We start from the raw sequence: 17892 nt of genomic DNA, 5'->3' as shown, positions 1-17892 counted from the left end.
GTCACTGCTCCTTGTGGGAGGCGGCCTGAGAGGCCCGGGGGGTGAGGGCGCGGACGGTGCGGGACGGGCTGGGGCGGCCCAGGTGCCCGGCCATCCACTCGCTCGTGGCGACGAGACGGTCCAGGTCGACTCCGGTCTCGATGCCGAGGCCCCGGAGCATCCACACCAGGTCCTCGGTGGCGAGGTTGCCGGTGGCGGACTTGGCGAACGGGCAGCCGCCGAGGCCGCCCGCGGAGGCGTCCACGGTGGTGACGCCATGCTGGAGGGCGGCCAGGGTGTTGGCGAGGGCCTGGCCGTAGGTGTCGTGGAAGTGGACGCCGAGGGCGCCGGTGGGCACCCCGGCCTCGTTCAGCGCGGACAGCAGTGCCGTGACATGGCCGGGGGTGGCCACGCCGATCGTGTCGCCCAGGCTCAGTTCGTCGCACCCCAGGTCCAGAAGGGCCCGGCAGACCTGGACCACCTGCGCCACCGGGACCGGGCCCTCCCAGGGGTCGCCGAAGCACATGGAGAGATAGCCCCGGACATGCCCGCCCTCCGCCTTCGCGCGGGACACCACCGGGGCGAACATCGCCAGCGACTCGTCCACCGTGCGGTTGAGGTTGGCCCGGGCGAAGGACTCCGTGGCGCTGGCGAAGACGGCGACCCGGCGGGCGCCCAGCGCGAGCGCCCGCTCCAGGCCCCGTTCGTTCGGCACGAGGACCGGCAGCGCCACCGGCAACGCGCTCACCAGGGGGAACAACTGCTCCGCGTCGGCCAGTTGGGGCACCCACCTGGGGTGCACGAAGCTCGTGGCCTCGATCGTCGTCAGGCCCGCCTCGGCGAGCCGGTGGATGAACTCGGCCTTCACCGCCGTCGGCACCGTCGCCGACTCGTTCTGCAACCCGTCGCGCGCGCCGACCTCGTGGATGCGGACCCTGGCCGGCAGCCCCGGCGCGGGGACGGCCATGGGGAGTTCCTGAGCGGTCATTCCGCGCCCTCCTCGAGCGGTGCCAGTACGGCGAGCACCTGGTCCATGGCGACCGCCGTGCCCGGGGTGACGTCCAGCTCGGCGACCGTGCCGGCGTGCGGGGCGGAGATGACGTGCTCCATCTTCATCGCCTCCACCACCAGCAGGCTCTGCCCGGCCGCCACCTCGTCGCCGACGGCCACCTTCACCACCGTCACCGTGCCGGGCATGGGCGCGGTCAGGGCGTCCGCCCCGGCGTGCGCGGCGCGGGTGAGGGAGGCGGCCACCGGGTCGTGGTCACGGACCTGCCAGGCGTCGCCGTCCCGGCCGAGCCAGTCGCCGGAGTGGTGGAAGGTGTGCGTCACGCCGTCCAGCGTCACGGTGACGCGGTCGGCCGTGACGTGGCGCGTGCCGCGCGGGGCGTGCGTCACGGGGTCGAATCCCGTGACGCGCAGGTCGAAGGAGACCGGCGCCGGCTGCCCGCCCATGCGCCAGCCGCTGGGCACCGAGAACGGGTCGGTCCAGCCCTCCGCGCGGGGCGCGAGCGCGTCCAGGCGTACGGCCGCGGCGGCCTCGTACACCTCCTCGGGCACCTCGGTCGGCACGAGGCCGTCGGCCTCGCGTTCCACCAGGCCCGTGTCCAGCTCGCCCGCCACCACCGCCGGGTGGGCCAGCAGCCGGCGCAGGAAGCCCGCGTTGGTCGGCACGCCCAGTGTCACCGTGTCCGCCAGGGCCGCCCGCAGCCTGCGCAGCGCCGTCGCGCGATCGGGGCCGTACGCGATCACCTTGGACAGCATCGGGTCGTAGAGGCTGCCGACCTCCGTGCCCTCGCTGAGCCCCGAGTCGCTGCGCACCCCGTCGCCCTGCGGCTCGCGCAGCGCCAGCACCCGGCCGCCGGACGGGAGGAACCCGCGGGACGGGTCTTCGGCGCAGAGCCGGGCCTCCACCGCGTGGCCGGTCAGCCGGATGTCCTCCTGGCGGTACGCCAGCGGCTCCCCGGCCGCCACCCGCAGCTGCCACTCGACCAGGTCGAGACCCGTGACGAACTCCGTCACCGGGTGCTCCACCTGGAGGCGGGTGTTCATCTCCATGAAGTAGTACGACGACGGGTCGCCGCCGGAGACGATGAACTCCACCGTGCCCGCGCCCCGGTAGCCGCAGGAGCGGGCGGCCTGGACCGCCGCCTCGCCCATCGCCGCGCGCGTGGCCTTGTCGAGCAGGACGCTGGGCGCCTCCTCGACGATCTTCTGGTGGCGGCGCTGGAGGGAGCACTCGCGCTCGCCCAGGTGCACCACGTTCCCGTGCGCGTCGGCCATCACCTGGATCTCGATGTGCCGGGGGCGGTCGATCCAGCGTTCGACGAGGAGGGTGTCGTCGCCGAAGGAGGCGCGGGCCTCGCGGCGGGCGGCGGCGATCTCCTCCGCCAGCGCCCCGGGGTCCCGCACCAGCCTCATGCCCTTGCCGCCGCCGCCCGCGCTGGGCTTGAGCAGCACAGGGGCGCCGATCTCGCGGGCCGCGGCCGCAAGCTCGGCGTCGGTGAGTCCGGAGCCGCTGGAGCCGGGCACCACCGGGACCCCGGCCGCCTTCACCGTCTCCTTGGCGCGGATCTTGTCGCCCATCAGGGCGATCGCGTCGGCGGGCGGGCCGATGAAGACCAGCCCCGCCTCGGCGCACGCCCGCGCGAACCCGGCGTTCTCCGCGAGGAAGCCGTATCCCGGGTGCACCGCCCGGGCACCGCTGCGGACGGCGGCCTCGAGCAGCCGCTCCACCGACAGATAGCTCTCGGCCGCCGGGGCCGGGCCCAACCGCACGGCCGTGTCGGCCTCGCGGACGTGCCGGGCGTCCGCGTCCGCGTCGGAGAAGACGGCCACCGAGCGCACGCCCAGCGCCCGCAGGGTGCGGATCACGCGGACGGCGATCTCGCCCCGGTTGGCCACCAGCACCGTGTCGAACATGGTCATGCTCCCCCTCACATCCGGAAGACGCCGAAGCCGCCGGCCGCGGGCGGCAGCGGGGCGTGGGCGCACGCGGTCAGGGCCAGGCCCAGCACCTGGCGGGTCTCCAGCGGGTCGATCACGCCGTCGTCCCACAGGCGGGCCGTGGCGTAGTAGGCGTTGCCCTGCTGCTCGTACTGGGCGCGGATCGGAGCCTTGAAGGACTCCTCCGCCTCGGCCGGCCACTCCTCGCCGCGCCCCTCCAGCTGGTCCCGCTTGACCGTGGCGAGGACGGAGGCGGCCTGCTCGCCGCCCATCACCGAGATCTTGGCGTTCGGCCACATCCACAGGAAGCGCGGCGAGTACGCCCTGCCGCACATCGAGTAGTTCCCCGCCCCGTACGAGCCGCCCACCACGACCGTGAGCTTGGGTACGCGGGTGCAGGCGACCGCCGTGACCATCTTGGCGCCGTGCTTGGCGATGCCGCCGGCCTCGTAGTCCTTGCCGACCATGAAGCCGGAGATGTTCTGGAGGAAGACCAGCGGGATGCCGCGCTGGTCGCACAGCTCGATGAAGTGCGCGCCCTTCTGGGCCGACTCGGAGAACAGGATGCCGTTGTTGGCGACGATGCCGACCGGGTGGCCGTGGATCCGGGCGAAGCCGGTGACCAGGGTCTGGCCGAACTCCGCCTTGAACTCCGCGAACCGCGAGCCGTCCACCACGCGGGCGATGACCTCCCGTACGTCGTACGGCGTCCGCGAGTCGACCGGCACCGCGCCGTACAGGCCGTAGGGGTCCACCTTCGGCTCGACGGCCGCGGTGACCTCCCAGGGCAGCTCGCCGCGCGCGGGGAGCGTGGAGACGATGTTGCGGACGATCCGCAGCGCGTGCGCGTCGTCCTCCGCGAGGTGGTCCGTGACGCCGGAGGTGCGCGAGTGGACCTCGCCGCCGCCCAGCTCCTCGGCGGTGACGACCTCGCCGGTGGCCGCCTTCACCAACGGGGGGCCGCCCAGGAAGATCGTGCCCTGGCCGCGGACGATCACCGCCTCGTCGCTCATCGCCGGGACGTACGCCCCGCCGGCCGTGCAGGAGCCGAGGACCGCCGCGATCTGCGGGATGCCGGCGCCGGACATGCGGGCCTGGTTGTAGAAGATCCGCCCGAAGTGCTCGCGGTCGGGGAAGACCTCGTCCTGCATCGGCAGGAAGGCTCCGCCGGAGTCGACCAGGTAGACGCACGGCAGGTGGTTCTCCAGCGCGACCTCCTGGGCGCGCAGGTGCTTCTTGACCGTCATCGGGTAGTACGTGCCGCCCTTGACCGTGGCGTCGTTGGCGACGACCACGCACGCGCGTCCGCTGATCCGGCCGATGCCGGCGATCACCCCGGCCGCCGGGGCCTGCCCGTCGTACATCCCCTCGGCGGCCAGCGGGGCCAGCTCCAGGAAGGGGGAGCCGGGGTCGAGCAGGGTGTCCACCCTGTCCCGCGGCAGCAGCTTGCCGCGCGCGGTGTGCCGGGCGCGGGCCCGCTCGCCGCCGCCCGCGCGGGCCGCGGCGAGCCGGCCGCGCAGCTCCTCGACGAGCGCGCGGTGCGCCGACTCGTTGGCCCGCCAGGCCGCCGACGCGGGGTCTGCCGCGCTGGTCAGCTCCGGTGCCTGTTGCATCCTGCGGTCCCCTCACGTGTTAATGAGCGTTAACGCACTCCGTCCAGGTTAACGACCGCTAACGTGGATGTCTAGAATTGTTTTCATGGCCACGAGAACCGACGCCCCGACCCGCCGCGAGCAGATCCTCAAGGAGGCCGCGCGCCTCTTCGCCGAACGCGGGTTCCACGGCGTGGGCGTCGACGAGATAGGTGCCGCGGTCGGCATCAGCGGACCCGGGCTCTACCGGCACTTCGCCGGCAAGGACGCGATGCTGGCGGAGCTGCTGGTCGGGATCAGCGGGCAGCTGCTGACCGGCGGCCGGCGGCGGGCCGCCGAGACGGCCGGCGACCCGGAGGCGGTGCTGGACTCGCTCATCGAGGGCCACATCGACTTCGCGCTCGACGACCGTCCGCTCATCACTCTGCACGACCGCGAGCTGGACCGCCTGCGCGACAGTGACCGCAAGCTGGTGCGGCAGTTGCAGCGGCAGTACGTGGAGCTGTGGGTGGAGGTGCTGCGGGAGGTGTACCCCGGGCTTCTGGAACCGGTCGCCCGGGCGGCGGTCCACGCGGTGTTCGGCCTGCTGAACAGCACGCCGCATCTGGGTCGTCGCGGTGCGCTTCCCGGTCGCGCGGCGACGGCGGAGCTTCTGCGGGCGATGGCCCGCGGCGCGTTCGCCTCGGCGGCGGGCTCGCCTGCGGCGGGCTGAGCGCAGGGCGCCTTATAGCTCCGGGGCTTCTGTGGTGTGGCGGCTGCGGGTGCGTCGTGGCCGTTCGCGCAGTTCCCCGCGCCCCTTGAAAGCCCGGGGGCGCCCCCTGCTTTCAAGGGGCGCGGGGAACTGCGCGGTCTTTTGGGGGTCCGGGGGCGGAGCCCCCGGGGATGGGAAGGGCAAGGGCGGCGGGGGCGAGGCAGCGTACACAATGGGGGCATGCCGATACCCGGGACGCCCCCCAGCCGCGCCGACCTCGTCGATCACCTCGTCCGCACCCGCATCGCGGGCGACGTCGCCACCCCCCGCGAGAACAACCTCTCCCACTACCGCAAGCTGGCCAACGGCGACCGCAACTTCTGGCTCGGCCTGGAGCTCGGCGACCGCTGGACCGACGAGCAGGACGTCCTCGCGGTCATGGCGGAACGCGTCGGCGTCAACGACGACCCCGAGTACCGCTACGGCCAGGACACCATCGACCCCGACCTCACCGTCGACGCCCTGGACCGCATGGCCGCCCGCCTCCGCAAGGCCGCCGACGGCCGCCAGCGCGTCCTGTTCGCCACCGGCCACCCCGGCGGCCTCCTGGACGTCCACCGCGCCACCGCCGCCGCCCTGCGCGCCGCCGGCTGCGACATCGTCGTGATCCCCGAGGGCCTGCAGACCGACGAGGGCTACGTCTGGCAGCTCGCCGACGTCGCCGTCCTCGAACACGGCGCCAGCCTCTGGCACACCCACTCGGGTGAACCCATGCGGGCGATCCTGACGGGCCTGGAGCGCGACGGCGACCCGGCGCCCGACCTCGTCGTCGCCGACCACGGCTGGGCCGGCCGCGCCGCCCAGGACGGCGTCGACGCCATCGGCTACGCCGACTGCAACGACCCCGCCCTCTTCCTCGCCGAGTCCGAGGGCACGCTCCAGGTCGCCGTCCCCCTCGACGACCACGTCACCAGCCCCCGCCACTACGACCCGATGACGGCCTACCTCCTGGACCAGGCGGGACTGCTCGGCTGACGGTGCCGGGAGGGGCTGAACCCCGCACTCACGGCCCCGTCCTCACGGCCACGGGTTCAGCCCCTCCGCCCGCCGCTGCGCGAACCCCGGCGTCGGGTCCAGGTACACCCGGCTCACCGAGGGGACCGCCGCCCGCAGCCGCTGCTCCGCCTGCTCGCACGCCCATTCGATCTGGGCCGCCGTCGACACGTCCCGGAAGTCGACCTTCGCCGCCACCAGCGCCTCCTTCGGCCCCTGCACCAGCGTCGTCAGCTCCAGCACGGCCTCGATGTGCTCCACCGCCACCAGCTCCGCCCGGATCCGCTCCCGCACGGACCGCGGCAGCGGGCGCCCGATCAGCAGTTCGACGTTGGACCTCCCGAGCACCCAGGCGACGTACAGCAGCAGCCCGCCGATGCACAGTGAGGCGACGCCGTCCCACACCCCGGAGCCGGTGAGCTGCCCGCCCAGCAGGCCGCCCGCCGCGAGCAGCAGGCCGACCAGGGCCGCCGAGTCCTCCATGACCACCGCCTTGACCGCGGTGTCGCTGGTGCGCCGCAGATAGCGTCCGAAGGGCACCCTCAGCCGGGACGCCTCCCCGCGCGCCTGGCGCACCGCCGTGCGCAGCGAGAAGCCCTCCAGGACGAAGGCGACGGCGAGCACGATGTACGAGGCCAGCGGGTCGCCCAGTTCCTCGCCCGCCGTCAGGGTGTGGATGCCGTCGTAGAGGGAGAAGACCGCGCCGCCGACGAACGTGGCGACGGCGGCGAGCAGGGCCCAGATGTAGCGCTCGGGGCCGTAGCCGAGCGGATGCTCCTCGTCGGCGGGTTTCGCGCTGCGTTTGAGCGCGGTGAGCAGCAGTACCTCGGTGACGGTGTCGGCGACCGAGTGCGCGGCCTCCGACAGCATCGCGCTGGAGCCGCTGATCAGCCCCGCGACGGCCTTGGCCACCGCGATGCCGAGATTGGCGAGGGCGGCGACGACCACCGTGAAGGTGCTCTCGCCGCCGCCGTCCTGCTGACCGGTGTCCTCAGCCGGGTCCCGGTCCGGTTCCGTGTCCGTGTGCGCCATGCATGTCAGTGTTCCCGCGGAACGCGGACCACGCCTTCCTGGATCACCGATATCGCCAGGCTGCCGTCCTGGGTGTGGATGCGTGCCTGACCGAGACCGCGACCCCCGGAGGCCGACGGCGACTCCTGGTCGTACAGCAGCCACTCGTCGGCGCGAAACGGCCGGTGGAACCACATCGCGTGGTCGAGCGAGGCGCCGACGACGTCCCCGACGGCCCAGCCGCCCCGGCCGTGCGCGAGCAGGACGGAGTCCAGGAGGGTCATGTCGGAGACGTAGGTGGCGAGGACGACGTGCAGCAGGGGCGTGTCGATCGCGCCCTCCAGCTTGCCGTTGGTGCGGAACCACACCTGGGAGTGCGGCTCGCGCGGCTCGCCGAAGCGGCCGTACGGCGGCTCGTCGACGTAGCGCAGGTCGACCGCCTCGCGGACCTCCAGGAACCGCTCCACCACCGCCGGGTGCAGATGCTCGTACGAACGCAGCCGTTCGGCGGAGGTGGGCAGGGTCGCCGGGTCCGGGGCGGACGGCATCGGGGCCTGGTGGTCCAGCCCCTCCTCGTACACCTGGAAGGAGGCGGAGAGGTGGAAGATCGGCTGTCCGTGCTGGACGGCGACCACGCGCCGGGTGGTGAAGGAGCGGCCGTCGCGGATGCGGTCGACGGAGTAGACGATCGGCGCGCCCGGGTCGCCGGGCCGCAGGAAGTACGCGTGCAGCGAGTGCGCGTGCCGGTCCTCGGGGACCGTGCGGCCGGCCGCGACGAGCGCCTGCGCGGCCACCTGCCCGCCGAAGACCCGGGGGACGACGGCGGGCCGGAAGTGGCCGCGGAAGATGTCCCGCTCGATCTGCTCCAGGTCGAGCAGATCGAGCAGCGACTGAAGTGCCTGACTCATATGTCAGTTCTATCCTGCGTGTTCTCCGTGCGGGGTGCCGGGCCGGGGCCGTGGCTGGGACGGCGGTCGGAACCGGTGCCGGGGCCGGTCACAGCCCCATGTTCTTCGCGATGATCGACTTCATGATCTCGCTGGTGCCGCCGTAGATCCGGTTGACCCGGTTGTCGGCGTACAGACGGGCGATCGGGTACTCGTTCATGTAGCCGTAGCCGCCGTGGAGCTGGAGGCAGCGGTCGATGACGCGGTGGGCGACCTCGGTGCAGAACAGCTTGGCGGAGGCGGCCTCGGCGGCCGTCAGCTCACCGGCGTCCAGGGCCTCCAGGGCGCGGTCGGCGACCGCCTCGGCGGCGTCCACCTCGGCCTGGCAGGCGGCCAGCTCGAACTTGGTGTTCTGGAAGCTGGCGACGGTCTTGCCGAAGACCGTGCGGTCCTGCACGTACTCCTTGGCGAACCGGATCGCGGCCTTGGCCTGCGCGTACGCGCCGAAGGCGATGCCCCAGCGCTCGGAGGGCAGATTGGCGCCGAGGTAGTGGAAGCCCTTGTTCTCCTCGCCGAGCAGGTCCTCGGCCGGGACCTTGACGTCGACGAACGCGAGTTCGGCGGTGTCGGAGGTCTTCAGGCCCAGCTTGTCCAGCTTGCGGCCGACGGAGTAGCCCTCGGACTTGGTGTCGACGGCGAAGAGGGAGATGCCGAAGCGGCGGTCCTCGGCGGTGGGCGCGGCGGTGCGGGCGCAGACGATGACGCGGTCGGCGTGGACGCCGCCGGTGATGAAGGTCTTGGCGCCGTTGAGGACGTAGTGCGTGCCGTCCTCGCTGAGCTTCGCGGTGGTCTTCATGCCGGCGAGGTCGGAGCCGGTGCCCGGCTCGGTCATCGCGATCGCCCACATCTCCTCGGCGGAGACGAACTTCGGCAGGTACCGCTTCTTCTGCTCGTCGGTGGCGAGCATCTTGATGTAGGGGAGCGCGAGCAGGACGTGCACGCCGGAGCCACCGAAGGTCACGCCCGCGCGGGCGGTCTCCTCGTACTGGATGGCCTCGAACTTGTGGCTCTCCAGGCCGGCGCCGCCGAACTCCTCGGGCACGTTGATGCCGAAGAGGCCCAGCTCGGCGAGCTTGTAGTAGAACTCGCGGGGCACGATGCCCTGCGTGAACCACTCGTCGTACGCCGGTACGACCTCGGCCTCGATGAAGGCGCGGAGGGTCTCCCGGAACGCCTCGTGATCCTCGTTGAACACCGTACGGCGCACTGCCGCCTCCCTCGAACGTCACCTGCGCGAGCTTGTCTAAGCGCTTGCTCAGACACCAAGGTACCGACGGGTAGGGACCGGCGTCCAGGGCGGGCGGAAAGGGGCGGCCGTAACGCTCGTCACGCCGGGACCGCGGACCCGGCGCTCCCGTTATCGTCGTGTCCGCGCACGCCACCGTGTGCGCGCCCCGGCCGGCGGCCGTCTCGGCACCCCGAACACCCGTCCGTCCGGGCAGCTCACCGCACGCAGAAAGAGGCAGCACCCCATGAGCAGCGAGACGCCCCGCGGCCCCGTCGACTCCTCCCGCGTCCCCCGGTACGCGGGCCCGGCGACCTTCGCCCGGCTGCCCCGGCTCGACGAGGTCGGCGGACGCGCCGACGTCGCCGTCGTGGGCGTGCCGTTCGACTCCGGCGTCTCCTACCGGCCCGGCGCCCGCTTCGGCGGCAACGCGATCCGCGAGGCGTCCCGGCTGCTGCGCCCCTACAACCCGGCGCAGGACGCCTCCCCGTTCGCCCTCGCGCAGGTCGCGGACGCCGGTGACATCGCCGTCAACCCGTTCAACATCAACGAGGCCGTCGAGACGATCGAGGCGGCCGCCGACGACCTGCTCGGCACCGGCGCCCGCCTGATGACCCTCGGCGGCGACCACACCGTCGCGCTCCCGCTGCTGCGCTCGGTGGCCAAGAAGCACGGCCCGGTCGCGCTGCTCCACTTCGACGCCCACCTGGACACGTGGGACACGTACTTCGGCGCCGCGTACACCCACGGCACCCCGTTCCGGCGGGCCGTCGAGGAGGGCATCCTCGACACCTCCGCCCTCTCCCACGTCGGCACGCGCGGCCCGCTCTACGGCAAGCAGGACCTCACCGACGACGAGAAGATGGGCTTCGGCATCGTCACGTCGGCGGACGTCTACCGGCGCGGCGCGGACGAGGTCGCCGACCAGCTCAGGCAGCGCATCGGCGACCGTCCCCTCTACGTCTCCATCGACATCGACTGCCTCGACCCCGCCCACGCCCCGGGCACCGGCACCCCGGAGGCGGGCGGCATGACCTCCCGCGAACTCCTGGAGATCCTGCGCGGTCTGGCCCCCTGCAACCTGGTCTCCGCGGACGTCGTCGAGGTCGCCCCCGCGTACGACCACGCCGAGATCACGTCGGTCGCCGCGTCCCACACGGCGTACGAACTGACGACACTGATGACGCGGGGGATCGCGGGGGAGCGGGGGGACGCCGACGGGCGGTGAACCCAACGGCCGGGTCACTCGGAGGGATGAGTGCCGGGTCCGGAGGCACCTCTCCGCCTCCCTGACCGATATCCTTCATATGTGCCAGCCATAGGGAGGATATGTCGTGTCGAATCTCTACGTGGAAGTCGATGACGAAGCCCTGAACGAGGCCGCCGAAATACTGGGCACCCGCACGAAGAAGGACACGGTCAACGCGGCCCTGCTGGAGGTCGCCAAGCGCCGGCGGAGACTCAAGGCGCTCGAGGAGCTCGCGGCGATGGGCGAGCGGGGCGACTTCGACCTGTTGCTGGACAAGGAGAACTACCGCCGATGAGCTCGGCGAAGTACCTCATCGACACGTCTGCCGCGGTGCGCATCCTGACGGGCAAGCAGGTGCGAGAGCAGTGGAACGACCACCTGGCCGAGGGCGTGGTGGCGCTGTGCGACGTCACCGAACTGGAGATGCTCTACTCCGCGCGCTCCCTGATGGACCGCCTGGCCAAGGAAGAGCTGTTCGCGGAACTCTTCAACTGGGTGCCCATGCCGGACGGCGTCTACCAGCGGGCACGTGCCGTGCAACGCAGGCTGACGGAGTCCGGCGGACATCGCAGCGCCGGTGCCGTCGACCTGCTTGTGGCGGCCACGGCCGAGTTGTCGGGGCTGACCGTGCTGCATTACGACGGCGACTTCGAGACGGTGGCCGAGGCCACGGGGCAGCCGACGCGGTGGGTGGCCCGGGCCGGGACGTTGTGAGGTGACGCCCCGGTCCGGTCCCCTCGCGCAGGCGCAGGCGCAGGCGCAGGCGCAGGCGCAGCGCCGGAGCCGGAGCCGGAGTCGATCCGCCCACTGGCGCGCCGGGGCTCCGGCGGCGGCAGTGCCTACCAGATGGACTCGACCCACTCCGGGTGGTCGATGAACGGGTTGCGGTTGTGCTGGTAGGTGTCGTAGATGACGTCGTTGCGGTTCTCCTCGAAGGAGCTCGGCGGGTCCTGCTCGTTCCATGCCTTGAGGACGGCGAGCTTGCCCATGTACGGGTTGCTGCCGTTGTTGACCTTCTCGTTGGGCTCCAGGTCGGCGAACCCGTCGTCGCCCTCGTAGCGCACGGCCATGTAGAGGATCATGCGGGCGACGTCGCCCTTGTCCGCGTCGCGCGGCTCGAAGGAGTCGGAGTCCACGCGGCTGCCGCCGCCGTTGGTGACAGTGCTGCCGCCGTTGTCGAAGTCCAGGTTGCCGCGGATGCTGTTGACCTGGACGTCGGCGGGGCGCAGGTGGTGCAGATCGGTGCCGGGGCCCGTCACCTCGCCGAAGTCGCCGTGGGACTTGGCCCAGGTGTGCTCGCGGTTCCAGTCGCCGACGTCCCCGCCGTTGAGGGACTTGCTGCGCGAGACGCCGCTGTACAGCAGGATCACGTTGTTGCTGTTGTTCGGGTCCTGGTCGGTGACCTTCAGCGCGTTCCAGACGGCGGAGTACGAGATCTTGGTCTGGCTGCTGATGATCGTGTGGAGGGCCGACTTGAGGCTCGTGCCGGACTTGCCGACGGCGTTCTTGTAGTACGTCGAGTCGTAGTCGGTCGTCGTGGCGGAGGCCGGGGTGGCGGTCAGCGCCGGGGCGGTGAGGCCGACCAGGAGGGCCGCGGTGGCCCAGGCCACCGTCTTCGTCTTCCGACGGGGGTGTGTCGCCGACATGGGGGGCTCCTGTCTACGCGGGTTGAAAGGAGGCGGCAGACGGGAGCGTGACATGGACATGGGAACCTGTAAATGAACCGGACGTGCCAATTCGATGACCGGAGGCGACGATCTCCTCCGTTTCGCCGCGAATCGGGGCACGGGAACGGCCCCCGACCGGAGGGGCGGGGGCCGTTGGGGTGCCGGGTGGGCGTCAGTCGAGGTCGGATGCGTCCAGGCGGTAGAGGGTCGACTGGTTGGCGTTCGATGAATTCGACTCCGATGCCGACGAGTTCGACTTCGTCGTCGACGTGTCCGTCTTGCTGTACGCGCTCTCCTTCACCGCCGTGCCGTGCTTCTGGACCCACGTGGTGAGCGCGGAGCTCACGTCGTTGTTGCCGCCGGGGCCGCCGCCCATGCCGCCGCCGAGTTGGATGTAGTGCAGTTCGCCCTTCTTCACCAGTTCCTTGAGCTTGGCCACGGTCATCGCCTTGTCCGTGCCGGTGAAGCCGAACATGGAGATCACCGGCTGGCCGGTGCTGACGATCAGCTGTCCCGCGCTGGAGGAGCTGGAGACGGCGAGCAGCCAGGTGGCGCCGTCGCGGTGCTTCTTCAGGTAGGCGATCAGCTCGGTGCTGACGTCGCCGCCGCCGGGGCCGCCGCCCATGCCGCCGCGGGCTCCGCTGCCGCCGCTCGCGCCGGGGTCACCGGCTTCGCCAGTGCCGTTCGGTGGCGTGCCGCCGCCCGGCATCTCGCCGTCGCCGGAGGCCTGGCCGTTGCCCGGCGCCTGGCCGTTGGCGCCCGAGCCGCCGGGGGCGCCGCTCGGCATCCCGCTCGGCATGCCTCCGCCGGGGAAGCCCCCGCCCTGAGCCTCGCCGCTGCCCTGCCCCGTACCGCCCGGCGCCTCGCCGCCCGCCTCCGCGTCGCCCGCGCCCGGGAAGCCGCCCTGGCCGCCGCCCCCGCCCGGGCCGCCGCCCATGCCGCCGCCCGTGGACGGACCCGCCGTCGGGTTCGTCCCGCCCATGCCGCCGCCGGAACCCGACGGCACCGAGGCCGCGTACGCCGCCGGGCCGGCGAGCGAGGCGAGCAATGCCGCCGCGACGGACGCGCCCAGCAGCCGTACGCGCGTGCCGGAGCGGAAGAGGAGCAGTCCGACGACCGCGAGCGCCATCAGCACCCCGACCACCGGCCACAGCCACGTGTTCCAGCCGTCGGCCCGGCGCAGCAGCACGATCGCCCACACCCCGGTGACCGCCAGCGCGAGCGGCAGCACCCACGCCCACCGCCGGTCCGCCCGGAACGCCCGCAGCAGCAGCGCCCCGCCGCCCCCGCACAGCGCCGCGATGCCGGGCGCGAGCGCGGTGGTGTAGTACGGGTGCATCGTGCCCTCGGCCATGCTGAACGTCAGGTAGTGCAGCAGCGTCCAGCCGCCCCACAGCACCAGCGCGGCGCGCGTCGGGTCCGTGCGCGGCGCCCGGCCGCGCAGCACCAGTGCGCCGACGAGCGCGATGCCCGCGAAGGGGAGCAGCCAGGAGATCTGGCCGCCGAGGACGTCGTTGAACATCCGGCCGAGGCCCGCGCTCCCGGAGAAGCCGCCGCCTCCGCCCCCGCCGCCCCCGCCGTTGCCCTCGCCGCCGAGGACGCGGCCGAGGCCGTTGTAGCCGAGGATCAGGTCCCAGGCCGTGCCGTCCGTCGACCCGCCGATGTACGGCCGCTGGTCCGCCGGTACGAGGGAGACGGCCGTCGCCCACCAGAACGAGGCCACGGCGAGCGCGACGGCCGCGAGCAGCAGGTTGCGCAGTCGCTTGGCCCAGCCCAGCCGGGAGGCGTACAGATACACGGCGAAGACGGCGGGCAGGGCGATGTACCCCTGGAGCATCTTGGTGTTGAAGGCGAGCCCGAAGCAGACCGCCGAGCCGAGCAGCGGCAGCAGCCGGCCCTCGCGCGTGGCGCGCAGCCCGAGCGCGGCGGCGGACACCATCAGCAGCACGAGCAGGGTGTCGGGGTTGTTGTCCCGGTTGATGGCGACGGTGATCGGCGTGAGCGCGAGGACGAGCGCCGCCACGGCAGCGGCCCCGTGCCCGAAGACCCGCTTCACGGAGGAGTGCAGGATCCAGATCGTGGCGAGCGCGGCCACGATCATCGGCGCCATCATCTGCCACGTGCCGAAGCCGAACACGCGGCACGACAGCCCCATCACCATCAGGGCGAGGGGCGGCTTGTCGACGGTGATGAAGTTCCCCGCGTCGAGCGAGCCGAAGAACCACGCCTCCCAGCTCTTCGTCCCGCTGAGCACGGCCGCGCTGTAGAAACTGTTCAGCCCGGAGGACGACAGGTTCCACGCGTACAGCACACCGGCGAGCGCGAGGATCGCGAGCAGCGCGGGCAACGACCAGCGCGGCGCGGCGACTTGGGGCGGTTCGCCGCCCGGCGGTACGGGGGCCGCGGGACGGCGACCGGGGGCATCGGAGAGTGAATCGGTGGCAGATGTCACCACTGCACGGTGCCGGGCGGGGTTGGGCGCGGGCTGTGCCGTGGCTTGCGGCAGTCTGTGAATCCGTGGCGCCACCGGCCCGGCGAACGGTGCGATGAGTTGTGCAGCGTTTCGCGGTCGTAAGTGCGTACCCGGAACCGAGGAGGATTTCTGATGCGCAGCGTGACCTGTTCCATGAGCGTCTCGCTCGACGGCTACATCGTCGGGCCGGACGGCCGCTTCGACTGGTCCGTGCCCGATGAGGAGGTCTTCCGCCTCGCCACCGACGAGGTGCGCGGGCTCGACGTCCATCTGCTGGGGCGGCGGCTGTACGAGACGATGCGGTACTGGGAGGACGCGGACCGAAAGCCCGAACTCAACGACCTGGAGCGGGAGTTCGCCGCGATCTGGAACGCACTCCCCAAGGTGGTGTTCTCCACCACGTTGACGGAGGTCCGGGGCAACGCCCGCCTGGCCTCCGGCGGCCTGGCGGAGGAGATCGAGCGGCTGCGGGCCGAACCCGGGGAGGGCGACCTCGCGATCGGCGGCGCGACGCTCGCCGCCGAGGCGGCGGCGCTGGGCCTGATCGACGAGTACCGGATCAGGGTCTACCCGGTACTGGTCGGCGGCGGCACGCCGCTCTTCCCCCGGGACGAACGCCGGGTGGACCTCGACCTCGTCGAGAGTCGTACGTTCAGTTGCGGGGTCGTGTACCTCCGGTACCGCGTGTCGCGGTAGCGAGGAACGAGGTCCAACTGGTCCGCGAGAAGAGCAGTACGGGGCTGTCCGCAAGCTTCGAGTCGCGGACGGGGATCCCGGCGGGGTGCCCGTCCAGCACCTCCAGGCAGCTGCCGCCCTCGCTGTTGCTGTAGGAGGATTTGCGCCAGCCGCCGCGTATGGAGGGGCTCGGGATGCTCGTGTTGTCAGCCATGGTGTCCGTACTCCTTCGCCGTCGTTCTGAGCAGCGCCAGTGAGTCCTTCAGCGGCAGTGCATCACTCAGGGCGAGATCGTATCGATGCTGCAGTTGCTGGACTACGGATGGGGCGTCGTGCAACTTCCCCATCAGGAGTCCTTCGCTGTAGGCGAGCGGCGGTTGGTCCTCGAACCACATCAGCGTCACCATGCCTTCGAGCAGAGGGTGAAAGCCCGCCGCCAACGGAAGCACGTGGAGGCGGATGCGATGGGCCTCGACCAGGCGGACGAGGTGCGTGATCTGTTCGGCCATGACGTCGGGGCCGCCGATCGTGCGCCGCAGTACCGCCTCGTCCAACAGGGCCCACACGACGGGTGTGACGGGAGTGTCCAGGAGCTTGGCCCGTGCGAGCCGTGTGACGACGAGCCTGTCACACTCCTCCTCACCCACCGGAGGGAACGACGTGCTCAGGACCGCACGTGCGTACCTTTCCGTCTGGAGGATGCCGGGGACGAACGACAGGGCGAACTCCCGGATCACCACCGCCTGTTGTTCGAGCAGGCGGGCCGACTCGAAGTAGTCGGCGACCGCCGCCTCCTCCGGTGGGAGGAAGCTGCTGAGCACGTTTCCCGTGTTCAGCACCCTGTCCAACCGGCGGGCGTCCTCCTTGGACGGCGTCCGTCGGCCCGCCTCGATGTGGGCGATGTGCGAACGCGTCATCACCGCCGCGTCCGCCAACTGCTGCTGCGTCAGCCCTGCCTGCTCGCGCTGCTGTTTGAGCCAGTCGCCGTAGATGCTGCCCAACCGGGCCTCCTCGTGTGACAGATCATTCGTCACGTCTCAACCCCTGGCGAGCCTAGCTCCGTCCGCTCCACTCTGTGAGCGGATCGCTACAGAAAGCGAGACCCCCGCGACCGCGCGACCGGTCCGGGGGCATGGCCATCAATCCTCATGGGTGCCAAGGAGTTGACGACGTGCGTCACCGTATCGCCCGGCTCGTCGAGCCGTTGCTGCGTTCGCTGTTTCCCCTGGAGGGGCGGCACCGCTCCGTGCCGGAACCGGCAGTGGCACCCGGCGTGGCCGAACGGCCCGCCCGCCCCTGCTGCTTCGCCGACGGCCTTTGCCCCGAGGCCCGCCGCCGCGCGCTGGAACGGCGACGGGAGCTGTGGCGCGCGCAGTACGCCGCCGAGCTCGCGGCAAGCCGTGCGGCCGAGCTCGCGACGGGAGCCCGGCGATGAGGGCCGCCGGAACCGGCGAGGCGCGGCTGCTGCCGTGGGCCGGGGAGGACGGCAAGCCCTGCTACCTGATCACGGACGGCGACGGGCCGCTCTCCCGTGCCGCCGACGCCGTCGAAGCCGTGCAGCTCTCCATGGCCGTCGGACTGCTCCGGCACGCCGATGAGCTGTTGGGCGACCGCGCAGCGACGTCCGTCCAGCTCCGCTACCTGCTCGCCCGCATGTGCGAGTCCCTCCGCGACGTGCACCGCGTCGCCGAGAGTCGAGGGGACCGGCTCGGGTCGCTCGGTACGGTCGACCCTCACTCGGAACGGGGTGGCGCTCCGCCGACGACCGCGCGCGCCTGAGCCGCCTGCGCGCGGCGGATGTCCGCGACGGAACGCCCCGTGTCGAGCAACTCGTCGACGAGGTCGATGTGCAGCACCGCGAGCAGCGCGTGCGCGGCGTACCCGGCGTCACTCTCGCTGCGTGCGGGCGCGGCCTCCCGGATCAGCCCCCGCAGGAGCGCGTGCATCCAGCGGTAGCGCTCCGACCGCAGATTCCCGGGTGCGGCCACCTCGCGGGCGCGCATGAGGTTGCGGTTCTCCAGCTTGAAGGTGAGCACCGCGTCCAGGAACGCGACGATCCGGTCGGGCGCCGGAGTGCCCGGCCCGAGAGGTTCCGGGCCGGACTCCACGGCCGTGCGGAGCGGCTGGAACTTCGCGGCGGCCAGCGCGTCGAGGAGGCCGTCGCGGTCACCGAACGCCCGGAACAGCGTGCCCTTGCCGACGCCGGCCGCCGCCGCGATGGCGTCCATCGACACGGGCTGAGCCGTCGCGTCGGCCGCGAACAGCGCGTCCGCGGCGGCGAGCACGCCGTCGCGGGACGCCGGCGGGCGTCCCAGGCGTCCGCCGGAAATTTTGGACTGACGGTCCGAAACGGTGTTACGTTGTTCTGGACTCATAGTCCGAAA

19 protein-coding genes are annotated in these 17892 nt (G+C 72.1%); 8 read left to right on the top strand and 11 right to left on the bottom strand.

Annotated features, from left to right (window positions below; translation table 11 throughout):
* Position 1: 1 nt before the first annotated feature.
* The 3 genes from OIE12_RS11720 to OIE12_RS11710 are packed head-to-tail and all read right to left on the bottom strand — an operon-like array spanning position 2 to position 4538.
* Positions 2 to 967, bottom strand: coding sequence for a hydroxymethylglutaryl-CoA lyase (locus OIE12_RS11720; RefSeq protein WP_329134483.1), 966 nt, complete (start codon positions 965 to 967; stop codon positions 2 to 4).
* Positions 964 to 2901, bottom strand: coding sequence for an acetyl/propionyl/methylcrotonyl-CoA carboxylase subunit alpha (locus OIE12_RS11715; RefSeq protein WP_329141871.1), 1938 nt, complete (start codon positions 2899 to 2901; stop codon positions 964 to 966). The genes OIE12_RS11720 and OIE12_RS11715 overlap by 4 nt, the downstream gene beginning before the upstream one ends.
* Positions 2902 to 2915: 14 nt before the next feature.
* Positions 2916 to 4538, bottom strand: coding sequence for a carboxyl transferase domain-containing protein (locus tag OIE12_RS11710; RefSeq protein ID WP_329134481.1), 1623 nt, complete (start codon positions 4536 to 4538; stop codon positions 2916 to 2918).
* Between the two features lie 85 nt (positions 4539 to 4623).
* Between OIE12_RS11710 and OIE12_RS11705 the strand changes: the two genes are divergently transcribed.
* Both OIE12_RS11705 and OIE12_RS11700 read left to right on the top strand, forming a co-directional pair.
* Complete coding sequence (locus OIE12_RS11705) at positions 4624 to 5229, top strand: SACE_7040 family transcriptional regulator (protein WP_329134479.1); 606 nt, start codon at positions 4624 to 4626, stop codon at positions 5227 to 5229.
* 219 nt (positions 5230 to 5448) lie between these two features.
* The gene (locus OIE12_RS11700) at positions 5449 to 6243 is read left to right on the top strand and encodes a phosphatase (RefSeq protein ID WP_329134477.1); all 795 of its coding nucleotides are present in this window, start codon (positions 5449 to 5451) and stop codon (positions 6241 to 6243) included.
* A gap of 42 nt (positions 6244 to 6285) precedes the next feature.
* Here OIE12_RS11700 and OIE12_RS11695 read toward each other — a convergent pair whose 3' ends face one another.
* The 3 genes from OIE12_RS11695 to OIE12_RS11685 form a co-directional block, all read right to left on the bottom strand.
* Entirely contained in the window at positions 6286 to 7293 is a 1008-nt protein-coding gene (locus tag OIE12_RS11695) for a cation diffusion facilitator family transporter (protein ID WP_329134475.1), read from the bottom strand.
* A 5-nt stretch (positions 7294 to 7298) separates the two neighbouring features.
* The gene (locus OIE12_RS11690) at positions 7299 to 8180 is read right to left on the bottom strand and encodes an acyl-CoA thioesterase (protein ID WP_329134473.1); all 882 of its coding nucleotides are present in this window, start codon (positions 8178 to 8180) and stop codon (positions 7299 to 7301) included.
* 88 nt (positions 8181 to 8268) lie between these two features.
* Positions 8269 to 9426 carry an acyl-CoA dehydrogenase family protein gene (locus OIE12_RS11685; RefSeq protein ID WP_329134471.1) on the bottom strand — a complete coding sequence of 386 codons (1158 nt, stop codon included), beginning with the start codon at positions 9424 to 9426 and terminating at the stop codon, positions 8269 to 8271.
* Between the two features lie 265 nt (positions 9427 to 9691).
* Here OIE12_RS11685 and speB point away from each other — a divergent pair, with 265 nt between their 5' ends.
* The 3 genes from speB to OIE12_RS11670 all read left to right on the top strand — a co-directional run bounded on the left by speB (position 9692) and on the right by OIE12_RS11670 (position 11407).
* Complete coding sequence (gene speB, locus OIE12_RS11680) at positions 9692 to 10672, top strand: agmatinase (protein ID WP_329134469.1); 981 nt, start codon at positions 9692 to 9694, stop codon at positions 10670 to 10672.
* Between the two features lie 106 nt (positions 10673 to 10778).
* Positions 10779 to 10988: a type II toxin-antitoxin system VapB family antitoxin gene (locus OIE12_RS11675; RefSeq protein WP_329134467.1), complete on the top strand. Its 210-nt coding sequence runs from the start codon at positions 10779 to 10781 to the stop codon at positions 10986 to 10988.
* On the top strand, positions 10985 to 11407 hold the full coding sequence (locus OIE12_RS11670) for a PIN domain nuclease (protein WP_329134465.1): 423 nt from the start codon (positions 10985 to 10987) through the stop codon (positions 11405 to 11407). The genes OIE12_RS11675 and OIE12_RS11670 overlap by 4 nt, the downstream gene beginning before the upstream one ends.
* A gap of 125 nt (positions 11408 to 11532) precedes the next feature.
* Here the strand turns inward: OIE12_RS11670 and OIE12_RS11665 are convergent, their stop codons facing one another.
* Together OIE12_RS11665 and OIE12_RS11660 are read right to left on the bottom strand one after the other, a co-directional pair.
* Positions 11533 to 12339, bottom strand: a complete 807-nt coding sequence (locus tag OIE12_RS11665; protein ID WP_329134463.1) for an endonuclease I family protein — start codon at positions 12337 to 12339, stop codon at positions 11533 to 11535.
* Between the two features lie 193 nt (positions 12340 to 12532).
* The gene (locus OIE12_RS11660) at positions 12533 to 14812 is read right to left on the bottom strand and encodes a glycosyltransferase family 39 protein (RefSeq protein ID WP_443053799.1); all 2280 of its coding nucleotides are present in this window, start codon (positions 14810 to 14812) and stop codon (positions 12533 to 12535) included.
* Positions 14813 to 14965: 153 nt separating this feature from the next.
* On the opposite strand from OIE12_RS11660, the gene OIE12_RS11655 reads away from it, so the two are divergent.
* Positions 14966 to 15529, top strand: coding sequence for a dihydrofolate reductase family protein (locus OIE12_RS11655; RefSeq protein WP_329134461.1), 564 nt, complete (start codon positions 14966 to 14968; stop codon positions 15527 to 15529).
* On the opposite strand, the gene OIE12_RS11650 is transcribed toward OIE12_RS11655, so the two are convergent.
* Both OIE12_RS11650 and OIE12_RS11645 read right to left on the bottom strand, forming a co-directional pair.
* Positions 15486 to 15722 carry a DUF397 domain-containing protein gene (locus OIE12_RS11650; protein ID WP_329134458.1) on the bottom strand — a complete coding sequence of 79 codons (237 nt, stop codon included), beginning with the start codon at positions 15720 to 15722 and terminating at the stop codon, positions 15486 to 15488. The two genes, OIE12_RS11655 and OIE12_RS11650, sit on opposite strands and share 44 nt — an antisense overlap.
* Positions 15715 to 16509: a helix-turn-helix domain-containing protein gene (locus OIE12_RS11645; RefSeq protein WP_329141867.1), complete on the bottom strand. Its 795-nt coding sequence runs from the start codon at positions 16507 to 16509 to the stop codon at positions 15715 to 15717. Before OIE12_RS11645 ends, OIE12_RS11650 begins: the two co-directional genes overlap by 8 nt.
* A 170-nt stretch (positions 16510 to 16679) precedes the next feature.
* On the opposite strand from OIE12_RS11645, the gene OIE12_RS11640 reads away from it, so the two are divergent.
* A complete protein-coding gene (locus OIE12_RS11640) occupies positions 16680 to 16943 on the top strand; it encodes a hypothetical protein (RefSeq protein WP_329134456.1) in 264 nt (87 codons plus the stop codon).
* Positions 16940 to 17287, top strand: a complete 348-nt coding sequence (locus tag OIE12_RS11635; protein ID WP_329134454.1) for a hypothetical protein — start codon at positions 16940 to 16942, stop codon at positions 17285 to 17287. The genes OIE12_RS11640 and OIE12_RS11635 overlap by 4 nt, the downstream gene beginning before the upstream one ends.
* Here the strand turns inward: OIE12_RS11635 and OIE12_RS11630 are convergent.
* A complete protein-coding gene (locus OIE12_RS11630) occupies positions 17242 to 17793 on the bottom strand; it encodes a TetR/AcrR family transcriptional regulator (protein WP_329134452.1) in 552 nt (183 codons plus the stop codon). The two genes, OIE12_RS11635 and OIE12_RS11630, sit on opposite strands and share 46 nt — an antisense overlap.
* Positions 17794 to 17892: the final 99 nt, after the last annotated feature.

Origin of the sequence: Streptomyces sp. NBC_00670 (assembly GCF_036226765.1) — a bacterium.
Classification (GTDB): Bacteria; Actinomycetota; Actinomycetes; order Streptomycetales; family Streptomycetaceae; genus Streptomyces.
Note: the sequence above shows the minus strand (reverse complement) of the source record. Positions and strands in the feature narration are given on the sequence as shown.

Bases quoted from the DNA above. Each gene is read 5' to 3' on its own strand.
- OIE12_RS11720 (WP_329134483.1), bottom strand. From the start codon at position 967: ATGACCGCTCAGGAACTCCCCATGGCCGTCCCCGCGCCGGGGCTGCCG.
- OIE12_RS11715 (WP_329141871.1), bottom strand. From the start codon at position 2,901: ATGTTCGACACGGTGCTGGTGGCCAACCGGGGCGAGATCGCCGTCCGC.
- OIE12_RS11710 (WP_329134481.1), bottom strand. From the start codon at position 4,538: ATGCAACAGGCACCGGAGCTGACCAGCGCGGCAGACCCCGCGTCGGCG.
- OIE12_RS11705 (WP_329134479.1), top strand. From the start codon at position 4,624: ATGGCCACGAGAACCGACGCCCCGACCCGCCGCGAGCAGATCCTCAAG.
- OIE12_RS11700 (WP_329134477.1), top strand. From the start codon at position 5,449: ATGCCGATACCCGGGACGCCCCCCAGCCGCGCCGACCTCGTCGATCAC.
- OIE12_RS11695 (WP_329134475.1), bottom strand. From the start codon at position 7,293: ATGGCGCACACGGACACGGAACCGGACCGGGACCCGGCTGAGGACACC.
- OIE12_RS11690 (WP_329134473.1), bottom strand. From the start codon at position 8,180: ATGAGTCAGGCACTTCAGTCGCTGCTCGATCTGCTCGACCTGGAGCAG.
- speB (WP_329134469.1), top strand. From the start codon at position 9,692: ATGAGCAGCGAGACGCCCCGCGGCCCCGTCGACTCCTCCCGCGTCCCC.
- OIE12_RS11670 (WP_329134465.1), top strand. From the start codon at position 10,985: ATGAGCTCGGCGAAGTACCTCATCGACACGTCTGCCGCGGTGCGCATC.
- OIE12_RS11665 (WP_329134463.1), bottom strand. From the start codon at position 12,339: ATGTCGGCGACACACCCCCGTCGGAAGACGAAGACGGTGGCCTGGGCC.
- OIE12_RS11655 (WP_329134461.1), top strand. From the start codon at position 14,966: ATGCGCAGCGTGACCTGTTCCATGAGCGTCTCGCTCGACGGCTACATC.
- OIE12_RS11650 (WP_329134458.1), bottom strand. From the start codon at position 15,722: ATGGCTGACAACACGAGCATCCCGAGCCCCTCCATACGCGGCGGCTGG.
- OIE12_RS11635 (WP_329134454.1), top strand. From the start codon at position 16,940: ATGAGGGCCGCCGGAACCGGCGAGGCGCGGCTGCTGCCGTGGGCCGGG.